At 40.4% G+C, this 13,295-nt stretch carries 16 protein-coding genes; 1 reads left to right on the top strand and 15 read right to left on the bottom strand.

The window, feature by feature from the left end; all coding sequences use genetic code 11:
* Positions 1-103: 103 nt before the first annotated feature.
* Positions 104-859 (top strand): MBL fold metallo-hydrolase, encoded by a 756-nt coding sequence (locus ACN6MV_RS11955; protein WP_042126722.1) that lies wholly within the window; start codon positions 104-106, stop codon positions 857-859.
* Between the two features lie 73 nt (positions 860-932).
* Here ACN6MV_RS11955 and ACN6MV_RS11950 read toward each other — a convergent pair whose 3' ends face one another.
* The 15 genes from ACN6MV_RS11950 to ACN6MV_RS11880 form a co-directional block, all read right to left on the bottom strand.
* Complete coding sequence (locus tag ACN6MV_RS11950; RefSeq protein WP_339290574.1) at positions 933-1,568, bottom strand: NAD(P)-dependent oxidoreductase; 636 nt, start codon at positions 1,566-1,568, stop codon at positions 933-935.
* A 22-nt stretch (positions 1,569-1,590) separates the two neighbouring features.
* Entirely contained in the window at positions 1,591-2,487 is an 897-nt protein-coding gene (locus ACN6MV_RS11945; RefSeq protein ID WP_419886420.1) for a beta-1,6-N-acetylglucosaminyltransferase, read from the bottom strand.
* Positions 2,488-2,592: 105 nt separating this feature from the next.
* Entirely contained in the window at positions 2,593-3,468 is an 876-nt protein-coding gene (locus tag ACN6MV_RS11940) for a VOC family protein (protein WP_375102662.1), read from the bottom strand.
* Positions 3,469-3,616: 148 nt separating this feature from the next.
* Positions 3,617-3,940 (bottom strand): protein tyrosine phosphatase, encoded by a 324-nt coding sequence (locus ACN6MV_RS11935; RefSeq protein ID WP_339291327.1) that lies wholly within the window; start codon positions 3,938-3,940, stop codon positions 3,617-3,619.
* A 30-nt stretch (positions 3,941-3,970) separates the two neighbouring features.
* Positions 3,971-4,345, bottom strand: a complete 375-nt coding sequence (locus ACN6MV_RS11930) for a hypothetical protein (RefSeq protein WP_339290568.1) — start codon at positions 4,343-4,345, stop codon at positions 3,971-3,973.
* Between the two features lie 13 nt (positions 4,346-4,358).
* A complete protein-coding gene (locus tag ACN6MV_RS11925; protein ID WP_419886419.1) occupies positions 4,359-4,898 on the bottom strand; it encodes a GNAT family N-acetyltransferase in 540 nt (179 codons plus the stop codon).
* A complete protein-coding gene (locus ACN6MV_RS11920) occupies positions 4,895-5,635 on the bottom strand; it encodes a peptidase E (RefSeq protein WP_339290564.1) in 741 nt (246 codons plus the stop codon). Before ACN6MV_RS11920 ends, ACN6MV_RS11925 begins: the two co-directional genes overlap by 4 nt.
* Before the next feature lie 29 nt (positions 5,636-5,664).
* Positions 5,665-6,237, bottom strand: a complete 573-nt coding sequence (locus ACN6MV_RS11915; RefSeq protein ID WP_419886418.1) for a GNAT family N-acetyltransferase — start codon at positions 6,235-6,237, stop codon at positions 5,665-5,667.
* 30 nt (positions 6,238-6,267) lie between these two features.
* Positions 6,268-7,002, bottom strand: a complete 735-nt coding sequence (locus ACN6MV_RS11910; RefSeq protein WP_042126713.1) for a metallophosphoesterase family protein — start codon at positions 7,000-7,002, stop codon at positions 6,268-6,270.
* A 139-nt stretch (positions 7,003-7,141) separates the two neighbouring features.
* The gene (locus tag ACN6MV_RS11905) at positions 7,142-7,612 is read right to left on the bottom strand and encodes a DinB family protein (protein ID WP_339290562.1); all 471 of its coding nucleotides are present in this window, start codon (positions 7,610-7,612) and stop codon (positions 7,142-7,144) included.
* Between the two features lie 114 nt (positions 7,613-7,726).
* A complete protein-coding gene (locus ACN6MV_RS11900; RefSeq protein WP_042126709.1) occupies positions 7,727-8,149 on the bottom strand; it encodes an Rrf2 family transcriptional regulator in 423 nt (140 codons plus the stop codon).
* Positions 8,150-8,272: 123 nt separating this feature from the next.
* Positions 8,273-9,148 carry a YitT family protein gene (locus ACN6MV_RS11895; protein WP_170880240.1) on the bottom strand — a complete coding sequence of 292 codons (876 nt, stop codon included), beginning with the start codon at positions 9,146-9,148 and terminating at the stop codon, positions 8,273-8,275.
* A gap of 240 nt (positions 9,149-9,388) precedes the next feature.
* Positions 9,389-10,471: a nucleotidyltransferase domain-containing protein gene (locus ACN6MV_RS11890; protein ID WP_375102657.1), complete on the bottom strand. Its 1,083-nt coding sequence runs from the start codon at positions 10,469-10,471 to the stop codon at positions 9,389-9,391.
* A gap of 208 nt (positions 10,472-10,679) precedes the next feature.
* Positions 10,680-11,984, bottom strand: coding sequence for an alkaline phosphatase family protein (locus ACN6MV_RS11885; RefSeq protein WP_419886417.1), 1,305 nt, complete (start codon positions 11,982-11,984; stop codon positions 10,680-10,682).
* Positions 11,981-13,240, bottom strand: a complete 1,260-nt coding sequence (locus ACN6MV_RS11880; protein ID WP_076117758.1) for an MFS transporter — start codon at positions 13,238-13,240, stop codon at positions 11,981-11,983. Before ACN6MV_RS11880 ends, ACN6MV_RS11885 begins: the two co-directional genes overlap by 4 nt.
* Positions 13,241-13,295 lie beyond the last annotated feature (55 nt).

Below are 13,295 nucleotides of genomic sequence, written 5' to 3'. Positions count from 1 at the left end.
ATGTTATATTAATAAATTACACTATTGAAATTATAATTTATTTTGAGTATTATATGCATTAGCCTAACGGCATCGCTCTTATTACCAATCATGGAGGGATCTTATGCATATTGCTAGTGGAATAGAAATGTTAGAGATTACAGCACAGGTTATGGGTGGCAGTGACACCATTTACCCCACATTGCTCTGGGATCAAAATTCAGCTGTACTCGTCGACACTGGATTTCCGGGCCTGCTCCCCATGTTCAAAGAGGCTCTAAAAGAAGCCCACGTACCTTGGGAACAACTACGTACTGTAATCATCACACATCAAGATTTAGATCATATCGGGAGCTTACCTGCCCTGTTATCAGATGAAAGCCTAAGCCTTACTGTTCTGGCTCATGAAATCGAAAAGCCTTATATTGAAGGAGAGCGGATGCTCCTTAAACACACCCCTGAAGCTTTAGCAGCGGCAGAAGCCATGATCCCCCCTCATGTACCAGAGGAATGGCGCCACGCTTTCCTATCCGTGTTATCCCATCCCCCTAAGGGAAGAGTAGATCAAACCCTAATGGATGGGGAAATGCTGCCTCTTGCCGGGGGAATTACGATTATTCATACACCAGGACATAGCCCCGGGCATCTGAGTCTGTACCATCATAATAGCCGTACGCTGATTGCCGCGGATGCGCTAACGGTTCAAGACGGTGAGCTGCATGGGCCCACTCCTTCGGCAACGCCTGACATGAAGTTAGCCTTATCCTCTCTGGCTAAGTTCTCTGAGTATGAAATTGAGAAGGTCATTTGCTATCATGGCGGGATTTATCGCGGTGATGCAAAGAAACGAATTGCTGAAATTGCTGAAGAAAAAGAATAAGTATATACAAGAAGGCAGAGCCCGGATGGCTCTGCCTTCTTATTCATAGTTGATCCCTACTCGTTATACTCACTTAAGATTCCGAAACAACTGTAAAGCGCTCGCGAATATGCTGTGGTTGTTCAATCTCATCTACAATAGCAATCGCATAATCTTCATAGCTCACATAGCTCTCACCCTTGGAATTCACAAGCAGATTATCTTTACCTTTTACGTAAGACCCCGTTCTTGTCCCTATAGCAAAATTAGCGGATGGGCTAACGAAAGTCCAAGACAGGGAATCTGTACCTTGCAGAATCTCCAGGTTCTTCCCTTGATTCGTAGCCGTTGGCTTGATAAAGTCAGGGAAATCAGGGGTATCTATCACTTTAAGCGTCTTAGCTTCATCTACATATAGACTTCCCGCACCTCCAACTACAATCAATCTTGTGTTAGGGGCATCCTTCAACGCTTCAATAAGCACATTGCCGGCCTCCACATGCAGATGCTCTTGTCCAAACGGTGCTCCAAAAGCATTTACCACCACATCAAAACCCTTTAAATCTTCAGCGGTAAGTGCAAATACATCCTTTTCGAAAACTTTTGCCTTCTTATTTGTAACTTTCGATGCATCCCGTACAATGGCTGTAACTTCATGGCCTCTATCTAGTGCTTCCTGAGTGATTCGGCTTCCGGCTTTTCCACTTGCTCCAACAACTGCGATTTTCATAAGCTTGTCCTCCTGTATGTGTTTACGATATTTTTATTTTAGAATTTATATTAAGGAGATTCTGAACGATGGTTCTATCGATATCCAGATCAAACTTCCTACCCCAAAAGCATTCTGTAACAGCGGTACGAGTGATCCGTTCATAATCTTCTAGCGTTAACGTTCGAGGATAATCCGGCCCTGTTTCCCAGTCTGTATACCTCTTAATTTCACTCCGTACATTGCTCTTAAAAGTACTATTCAAAATAATCGTATGGAAGAAGATTTCATCACCACATAGTGAGTTCTTAAAAAATCTAACATACTCCGGAGTAGTAGAAATGAACTCCATGATGTATTCCATACATCCACCTGTAATGGACATCCAGTTCGAGCCTTTGTATAGTGCTTTTGGGAGAGCGTCCAACCTTCTTTGCAGGAACGGAACACTCATTACTAATTTAATATACCTCATTCTAATAGCTGCCATACGTCTAGTTCTTGAGATCAAGAATCTAGGATAATAAACCGATACTCGCTCATAACACCCCCACGTTTCAGAAACGTTCGGTAATTGGAGATACTTCACAAATTCATCCCCCTGATTCTCCTTAAAGAAATCAAGAATAACTTCATTGGAAGCAAGGGGCATATCCTGACCACTTATAATGTGAATATAACTGAACTTCCCATGTTGTTTGATCAGCGCAAAACACTTCAAAATACATTCAATCTGACTATAATGTCCCCACTGTACATCAATAGACTCTTTCACAAAATGGATATCATCACGATGGGTAATGTCAGCTTCAATATCACTTTTCTGATCGACATGCAGGAAAAACTCGACGGATTCACTAGTTAAACTATCGATTAGCATATTGATCTGTTCAGGATTTTTGTGACAAAGGATCACATACGCCATTTTGAATGATTCCAACAACCTTCACCCTTCCGACCATCTATTTCCAAATATTATAAAATAAATGGACGAGAATGAATAGTTCTTTTTATCCATATAAAGGTTTATTTTCCCAAAGATTAGTTATTTGGTGTGACTCTTCACGATGAGTCTGATCCCAATGTTCCAAGGATCTTTGAATGTAGGGTCCCCGTTCTCTTCCACAACAGTGTAGCCAGCCTGCTGAACACGCTCAACGACAGCCGCACGTTCCTCTTCATTCGGAAAAAGTAAGGTGAAATAATCAATTCCCACTGCATCAGCAGGAGCCGCAGGAGCACCTTGCCCCGCCCAAATATTCAACCCAATATGGTGATGATACCCACCTGCGGAGATGAACATTGCCGCACTGCCATAATTAGCTACTAGATCAAATCCAAGCAAACCAACGTAGAACTCCTTCGCCTTAGTTAAATTACCTACATGAAAGTGCACATGGCCGATCACTGTTCCAGCAGGCAACCCGTTCCATTGTAAACCTTCAGAAGCTGCCAACAATCCATCTACATCTACTGGATCCGTTGTCATCACTACATGACCTTCTGCATCATACTTCCATGTATCCTTAGGACGATCTCGATAAATTTCGATTCCATTGTTGTCTGGATCCTGAATGTACAGCGCTTCACTCACCAAATGATCCCCCTGACCTACTTCAATCCCTGAAGCAATCAAGTTGCGAACAACAAGTCCCAAGCTCGGACGATCCGGAACAAGGATGGCAAAATGATACAGTCCAGCCACAGAGTTCGGCCGAAGCACCCTTGCATTCTCAATCTCCCGCAGAATCAATAACACATTCTGGCCATCAGCAGTCATTTCTACCTCACGGCCAGATTGCCGCAAGACACTTAGTCCCACAACGTTCTTATAAAAAGTGAGCGAACGCTCTAAATTACTTACCCTAATTTGTACCAGACCAATTGCTACGTCCGGATGAAGTGTTGTTTTAGTTGTCATAATGTTTCCTCCCAATATCCTGTAACTTGTTCAGTTACAAATTAACTATCTTTAGTATAGTTACCTTCTATATGTTTGTCAATTACCAATAAAAAAATCATGCCGACTGATTCACAGCCAAACATGATTCATAACATCCTTAGAAGAGCTATTCCTGTAAATATTCAGATACACTGGACTCCAGAAGTCCAATTAAGTCTTCATCCATATACTTATAATTATCTGATATATTCAGACAAATTATTCTTTTGCCGATTACAATGTCTCTAAATTTATCTTGAATTCTTCGAACATGCTTCTTCTCCATCACAAAAATAACATCCGCCCAGCCCACATGCCCCGCAGAAAGTTTAATTCTGGCTTGATCCTCTGTTCCAGCAGATCTTACTTCATGACCGTCGATTCCTTGAAATATCTTCTCCGCAGTTAGACTCCGCCAACGATTCTGGCTGCAGACGAACAGTAGTTTAATAGAGCGCACCTTCCTTATCCGAGTAAAACCTTATTTTGTTTGTCCGTTCAGATAAACTCTCCTATTTAAGGAGGCTTCCGCAACCCATTTTGATAATAAGTCTTTGTTAAAAAGATATTTATTGTCTACATTTATATAAGGAAAGGGAGTACCAGGAAAAGACCCAAGCTTTTTTAAACTATTATGCTCCGTTGTAATAATATTCATCACCTGAGCTTCGGTCAAATTCAAGTATAAGGCCGTCTCTTTAATATCCATAAGCAGCTTATCCGCTGTTGTTATCGATGGAGTCTGTTCTTGATCGACTTTCGTTTCTTTATCACCATTAATAAATGAACATCCAATAATAAATGAAATCCCTAGAATAAAACTCGCTAGGACGATATAAATCTGATTTGTTTTCATGGCCCCCTCCTCTCTACTCCTCATATTCAATCAACCAACAATCTCTTAATTCTCCTTCATGCATTTCATGCTTCTCAAGGTATTTCTTCTTTACAAAGCCACTTTTCTCATACACCCTCAGTGCTCTCTTATTCCAAGCTTGCGGGTCCATTACGATTTTATCAGCCTGTTTGTTTTCAATAAGATAGTTAACTGTTTTTTTGATGAGCTGCGAGCCTATGCCTTGGTTCCACCACTCCGCCTCACCAATGAACTGGTCCATCCCGAATATTTTACCTTTAAATTCAGTATAACCGTATTCCTCCACTTCTTCTTCATCAATCAGATAGAACTGGAGGTATCCTATATCCTGCTCCCTATATTGCACAATACACCGCGTGACTTCATCTCGATCCTCATAAAAATGCTTCCTAACCAACTCCAGATCATGCGGTCGATCACGACCTTCGTAAAATTCCAGTACAACAGGATCTGAGAGCCATTTCATAAGCAACCCAGCATCACCCGGTTCGAGCGCTCTTAGCCCGATCTCTTGCTGCTCAAAAATAATCATAGCGCACCATACAGTTCTTTAAGAGGTCTGTAGCTTAGATGTTCTTCGATTTCCGTAACGACAACCCCTTGCTCGGTGTCCATCACACGGTAGGCTTTGGCTTCTTCTCTGGTAGACATCACCTTAAATTCATGATCCTTGTAGATGATGCCACAGTTATTATCCACTGCGATGCCAGGCAACCCTCCACCTTTAACCATACGCGAAAAATCCTCAACCCGAATATCCTCATTATAATGCGGACAATGAATACCAGGCAGAATACCCATTGCTTCAAGTTTAATATACTGCCATTCCCCTTGGTCGTCGAACGCTTCAGAGTCACTATGCCCATATTCAAACCAGCAAATGGAACCTGCACTCAGCCCTGCTAATACGGTCCCAGAGGTGTAAGCATCTTTTAGAAGAGCAGCCACACCGGTATTGTTCCAAATCTCCAGCATTTTTCGGGTATTGCCTCCACCAACATAAATCAGATCAGCGGACGTAATAAGCTCAACGATTTCTTCATGGGTATAGGTTTGACTCACAAGTAATAAATGACTTGTCTCACAGCCTAGAATCTCGCCGTACACTTTGTTGAACGTATCACAATAACCTGGAGCATCACTACTAGCTGTTGGAATAAATAATGCTTTCGGATTAGCTTTTTGGGTTAACTTCACAACTTCACGATCCATTTCTAGCGTTTCTAGATCGATTAGTTCTCCCCCACCTATGACCACGATAGTCCCCATAATCTCCCCTACTTTCACTAGGATCCGCTTTATCCCTTTCCGTATTCCTCTGCTAGGATGCTGTAAATCTCCAAATCAACGAGACCTTTACCTGACCATACATGAGCTTGCCTTAACGTTCCCTCTTTCATAAAGCCACTTTTTAGGAGCACCCGCTTGGACCGCTCATTAAAAGGCATGACCTCTGCTTGGATTCGATTGACCTCTGCAGTTTCAAATAAATATTTTTTCACTGCTTGAATCGCCTGAGTTGCAATCCCTTTTCCCCAATAAGATTCCGCTAGAAAATACCCAATCGTAACCATATCCACTTTTTGATTAAAATCCATAGCTTCGATGATACCTAGCAGTATGTACGGATTATTTTTGCGGAAAATCCCCCACTTCACTCTTACCCCTTTGTTAAAATCCCGCTCAAAATGTCCAATCATATTTTTCACTGTATCTTTATTATGCTTCGGAATAATACCACAGTACTCAAACACTTGATCATTGCTATAAATTCCGAATACCTCTTCGAGGTTACTAACTTCAATCTTTTTTAGTGTTAAGTGTTCAGTTTCTAAAGTAGGGAAATGCTCAAATACGTGACTAAGCTTCAATTTGTTCCCTCCGTTACTTTTTTGGTATTTCTATCCCCGCACATTTCCCCTGTATTGCGCAGTTCTAAGCTCTCGTATATATGGCTCTGTAGCTGGCATAACCGCGTCTACGGCTTGTTGAATGGCCAACTCAATATCATAAGGGACTCTTACAAATTGTATGTTCAAAGAAGCTCCTGTCACTCCTCCATACTCCCCCTCCAAAATCACATAAGATGCCTGAGTCACATCCAGAGGATTCCCCACGCTGCCTACATTAAATAAAGTCTTCCCTTCTATATGTTGAATAAAAGCATTATGAATGTCCCCATAACCAACGATATCCGCTTGTCGCTTCTCCTGGCACAGATCGGAACAACCAAACATAGACAGTCGTTTCTCGTAATCGTCCCAAGGCTGAATCCGTTCATAGTAGCTTCGCGGCGAAGCATGAAATAACCGAATAAACTTACCACTCATCATAAACTCAATCGAGAACGGTAATGTACCCAAATAAGCAAGACGTTCTTTCCCTAACAATTTCCGGCTCCACCGGGCCATTTCAAAATCAACATCCTGATTCATTAAATCATCCCAGTTTCCCATAACACTGATTTCACAATTGTTCTTAATGATATCAACGGCTAGATCTGAATTCGGCCCTTTTCCAACAATATCTCCCAGGCAAAATATCCTGCTAATTCCACGCTGCTTAATATCATCCAGTACGGCTGTCAAAGCCGGGATATTTCCATGTATATCTGAGATTAATGCGATTTGTTCCACTGTAGATCCTCCGTTCATTTTTCCACTTCAGCTTTGTAAACTATATAGATTGTATTATACCCTCTATCTTTTGTTACCTACCTTCTAAATACAGATTCTATAATTATGTCTTACTTCCCTTCTTTGAGTCATTAGTCCTCTAACCGAGCCATTGAACAGCCTTATGATTATGAGAATTTAAAATATGATTGCAATAACCGACATGATGTTGGATGTGCCTGATCTGCATTAGAATAACATCAGCCTTAGTGAATTCGTTATATACGTCACAAGGTTCGAAAATAGACTGGTCGTTTAATGGTTCTATAAAAGAGTGAGACTTTTCTATCATTTCTTGCACATAAGCACCCATTTCCGCTTTCGTCGGATCCTCCGTACATTCCTTATCCAAATCAGGTGTGATATCTTTATTTAAGGTAGGTATGTGAAATACTTCACTTCCTTGTCTAAACCAAAATTGAATCCCCGTAATGGCATGAAAGATATGCTTCCAATAATTCGTTTGTCGGTCAAACCAAAGCTCATCAGGACATTCTTCTACTAATCGAGTAAGCATCTCTAACGTTGGCTCAAACTGACCCTTTAAGACATCAACCATAGTAGTATTCAAAAAAATCAGCCTCTTTTCTATTTTTTTATAAAACCCCTTAGTCTCTGCAAAAAAAAGACCACAATCACGTTAGCACATGTTGTAGTCTTCATTCTACGTTGAGATATGGAGTAATTATATTTCCGGCATTTCATTGACAATCTGCTCCAAAGTAACCTCCTGAAGGACATTCTCCATCGCCTTTTGCGCGTTCGAGAATACGGGTACAATGGCGCTGGCAATATTTTTGCCGACTGGACATTCCGGGTTAGGGTGCTCATGAACCGAGAACAGTGAATCCTCCTCCACCGCGTTTACTGCCTTATAAATCTGAAGCAGTGTAATCTCAGCGCTGCTACGTGAAAGCGAAGCTCCTGCGACTCCCGGGCGGGCGGTTACCAGCCCTGCTTTTTGCAGCATACTCGTTAGCCGGCGGATAACTACAGGGTTTGTGTTCACGCTACCAGCTATCCACTCCGAGGTGCTTTTGCCCTCTTTATTACTGTCGATTAACGTTAATATATGAATAGCTACCGCAAATCGGGTGCTGATGTTCATTGGAAATCTCTCCTTCTGCCTTACTGTCGCGCTAGTAACAAGTGCATTATTCAGATGCAACAATAATAGTTACATTTTATGCATTTGTCAAACACTTGAGGAGATAAAACTTCAAGATCGCAATTAATGAATATTGTGCTTCTTGAAATTACCGCCCTTAACTTCTGCTACATCATATACTACAACAAAAGCGTTAGGGTCAATTTCATGAATGATATCTTTGATTTTGCTTTCTTCCAGACGGTTAATTACACAGGTGATTTCTTTGAATTGTTCATTAGAGTAGCCGCCATAAGCATCTGTATAGGTTGCCCCACGACCCAATCGGTCACGAATCGTCTCTACCATGATTTCCGGTTGAACTGTAATGATTTTAAAAGTTTTAGAACCGCTCAATCCTTCTTCAACAATATGAATCACTTTAGAAGCAATAAAATAAGCAAGTGCGGATAGAATCGCCCCTTGTAGACCAAACGCTGTTGAAACAACAATAAAGACAAACATGTTTAGGAACAAGATTAGATCACTAGTCCCAAAAGGTATTTTTCTTGAAAGTAAAACGGCCAACATATCTATCCCATCTAACGCCCCGCCATTACGTAACGCTAACCCCATACCAAAACCGATAATAATCCCGCCGACAACAGTAATTAACAATGTATCTCCTTCAATAATCGTTGGCACATGGTGCATAAGGCTTGTACCAATGGCAAGTGAGGCAATACCGATAATGGAATAAATAGCAAAGCTTTTACCAATTTGCTTATATCCTAGCCAAACAAAAGGGATATTAATTAGAACAATTAACAGTCCTAACGGCAATCCAAACAGCTGTGAACCAACGATACTCAGCCCTGTTACACCACCATCTGAGACATTGTTAGGTATTAATACGGATTCCAGACCATATGAAGTAATTAGTGCCCCTATAATAATTAATATGACTTTTGAGAATATCTTCAGCTTATTTGATTTTTGATGTTGTCTCATTCCATGCATTCCATTTCCCCGCTTCAAATTAGTTTTTTATATCACTACAAGTGAACAATATTCACTGGACAAAAGCCGACAAAAAATAGTCTATAATAAATGTCACCACTTTGGCAAATCAGACGCCACTAGTATGATATCTATTATTCTACCCATATGACTTAAAATAATCTTATCGTTCCATAAAAAATGAAAAAACCAGACTACGAAAATTCGTAATCTGGTAATCTTCACTATCCGCTAAATCAGCTATACCCTCATATATTCGTTATATAATTCCTCAAAAGTATCGTATCGGTCAACTTTCCTTCCCACCTTATTATATTCTTCCAGATATTCATCCATGACCTGCAGGAACTGCTCTTTAAATAAATGCAGATGATCTGAATCAAAATACTGAATAAGATCAAACTTTTGGGTTCCCCTTGATTCTGTCATTTCATCAAGAAAATTTTGTATGCCCATCGCTGCATAATAAGCATAAGATTTATCATTTAATTCTACACTTGCTATAACCTTATTACGGCTGTTACACCACAGTTCCTCAAAGGTCCCGCCAAGATTATCATAGGTTGGGACAGGTTGAATCACAAAATCCTTATACATTTTATTATATAAATCATTAACGCTTTCTAAAAATCTATATGATGCGCTTCTGATTTCAACGACAGTCTTCGCATCGATCACAGCCATATATTTCATTTCAAAATCATCAGGAATGTAACGATATGTAGCTATTTCCTCCAGATATCTCTTAAGTCCCCGTTTAAAATAGGTATTGTTCAAATGTGTTAGAGCATTTACCAAATTGTATACAACTTCGCATGAAGCATACCTCACTGCTCCGATCTCTCCAGAAAGTAATGTATTCGTATATTCTTGTTTTGCTATATCTATATTCTTTTTCGCTCTGCTAATACATTCAATCCCTATAGGCTTTGCCAAAGCATCGAGCGCTCTCTGTTTATATAAATTTAGCTTTTCTAGATATTCGGGTTTCGCACAATATAACAGTTCTAAATCTATCAGACACGAAATCATTGGGCTCTCAAGATTCGCTTGATCTTCTATCCTTGTTTCCCATGGCGTACAATAGATGTCGTATCCAACATCCTCCAGAATAAAACACGAAGATATCCCCCAGCCTTGGGCTGTATTATTAATTATGATTAGATCAAGATCGCTTTTTTCATGAAAATCTCCGGTACTGAAAGAACCTGTAAGCCCAATGATTGCAATGTCATCAGGAAAATCTCTCTTAGCACGTTCAATAACCATACTAATAAGTCTGTCATTTTTATTTAAAATTTTTTGTCTAATATCAGCATCCATATCCAATTCCCCTCTTCCTCACAATACATTTTAATTCCATTGTATATGGATCTTGTTCTAGTAAGTATTCCGACTTTATCTATATTTAATCTATACCAAGTACAAGCCCTCCTCCTTCTAGGTAAACAAAGAACGCGCTGGCAAGAGACGAATCTTCTCTACCAACGCGTTATTTAGTAAATACTGAATGTTTTTCTCACAGCTTGCTTTAGTAAATGAAAATTTCATCTAAAGGTCTTCCGTCACAAGGATTAAAGTCAATTCCTAAAATCTTTGCCATCGTAGGAGCTATATCTACCATTTTGAGATCCCCTATGGGAAAATCACTTTTCACCTTAGTCCCTGAGATCACCAAGTTGCATCTGTAATCCTCTTTTTCGGGAGAGTAGCCATGAGTAGCATACTTAATTCCTTGTTTGTCCAAATCAACAATGCTTGGTTCATCCATGCTTTCATCGAAACAATAGCCTTTCTTAGCTTCAAGCATATATCTAGTAGATTGGCCCACATGTAGATGATCCAGCTCCTCTCTTGCATACAATTCCTCTATGCCAGAAGCGTCATCTTTCATATCCACCCGAATCGCAGCTAATGCTAATTGTTCAGCTTCTTCATCACCTTGTTTGATATGTAGATAAGCGGCTCCGCCCCCGCACTGAAAGTAAGCTCTCCACTTCATCTCACCATTTTCTTCATAGATCAGCCCTTTTTCCTGCAAAAGGTTGTTCAAATGCACTTTGTATCTAACATTGAACTGGCCATGGTCACCCAAAACTAAAAAAACTGTGTCATCCTTTATCCCGGCTTCATCCACTGCTTGCATAATATCGCCTAGCCGTTTATCCATGCGTGTGATTACCTGCTTCACTTCATCGCTGTCAGTGCCGTAAATATGCTTGGCGTCATCCAGATCAATCAAATGCATCATCAGAAGATTAGGTTTTTTACGCTTAATCGTTTCTATCGCACACTTTGTCGTGAAGTCATCCAGATAGGGCTGCTCAATCCCTTTTCGAAGCCGTCCGTATTTCAACTCCATCTCGATACAATATAATGGGCTCCCGCTTTTCAACACCTTCAGTGCTTGATTTTCTTTTTTGATAGCTCTGATTTCAGGGATATTGTATTGGATTGAGGATTTCCCTGATACTGGCCAGAGAATTCCAGCGGTACTCATGTTATGCTCGCGCGCAGCATCGTAAATCGTGGGCACCTTTATCGCATTTCTAAACCAGAACCAGCTTTGCTCCTTTTCCTTCACAAACGGCTGAAATGGATTGTTATGGTGGATACCATGCTTATCTGGATATACACCGGTTGCTATCGTAGTGTGCACCACATAAGTGAGCGTGGGATATACACTTTTTAATTGATTACTATGCGCTCCGTTCTTAATCAATTTCGATAGGTTTGGAAGACGGCTGGCCATTTTCCATTGATCTTCTGAAAAGGCATCGTAAGAGATGACGATCAGATGTTTGGCCATTGCCGTTTGTTCTTTGCTTGACTTCATAGGATAAGTCCCTTCGGTTCATCTTGTTCCAGCTGCTCTTTAGGTAAAGTTATAAATACGAAGAATCCAATAATGAATAGCGGGATAATCGATAAAATACTAAATTTAGCGTTGCCTGTTAGGGTAGTTGTTAATGACATTACAGCAGGACCAACAATCGCCGCAAACTTACCAAAGATATTGTAAAACCCAAAGAATTCATTGGATTTTTCCTTAGGAATAATCTTCGCATAATAAGATCTGCTAAGCGCTTGAATCCCTCCCTGGGCGGAACCAATTAGCGCTCCCAGAATAAATATATGCCACACTGAAGTAATAAAGTAAGCCGCGATACAGGAAATGATATATGTAAAAATCCCCACGATGATCATCGTTCTAGCTGAGTATTTTTTGGCGAGATTACCATACAGGATAGCACACGGAAATGCGATGATCTGGATAACTAATAAGATCCCCAGTAAAGTAAAAGTATCAAAAGCATCCGCACCCAGTACCGATGTGGCATATGGCACTACCATTTTAATAATCGTATCTACCCCATCAATATAGAGAAAGTAGGCGATCAAGAATACAAATACTACTTTATGCTGTCTTACATTTTTAAACGTGTCTCCCAATCTTTTAAAGCTATTAATGATCGGTTTGGGTTCAGGTTCTATGTAATATCTTTGCTGCACATCCTTGATCATAGGCATGGTCAGCAGTCCCCACCAAAGGGCTGTAATTATAAATCCAATCTGATAACCAATCGATTTGTCCATCCCCATAAACAGAATCAGCAGTAGACTGATACCAAAGGGAATGACACTGGCGATATATCCAAAAGCAAAACCTTTTGAAGATACCTTATCCATTCTTTCGTCCGTGGTTACATCCACCAAAAAAGAATCATAAAAAATATTAGCTCCCGCAAAACCTATCACCGACAAAATATAAAATACAATCAATAGCTGCCATTGTCCGCTTGCAGGCGCAACGAAAGCCAATGAAGCTGTAGCTATCACACCGATCAATGAGAAAAATATGAAGAAGCGTTTCTTCTTATCCTTGTAATCTGCCATCGTCCCTAAAATCGGGCTTAAGATCGCCACCAAAATACTCGCAATGGAATTAAAATACCCCAAATCCATACTGCTGTTCACATTCGTAAACATTCCAAAAACTATGGGCAGTAATGCCGTTGTAACCGCCATCGAATACGCAGAATTTCCACAGTCATAAAGAATCCATGATTTTTCTTCTTTACTTAGTTTCATCTAACAGCCACCTTTTCACCTAGTTCTTTCTGTTATATCACTTAAGCGTATGTGG

It is taken from the genome of Paenibacillus sp. B-A-8, from assembly GCF_048572915.1.
In the GTDB taxonomy this organism is placed as follows: domain Bacteria; phylum Bacillota; class Bacilli; order Paenibacillales; family Paenibacillaceae; genus Paenibacillus_AQ.
This window is presented reverse-complemented; position numbering and strand designations above follow the sequence as displayed.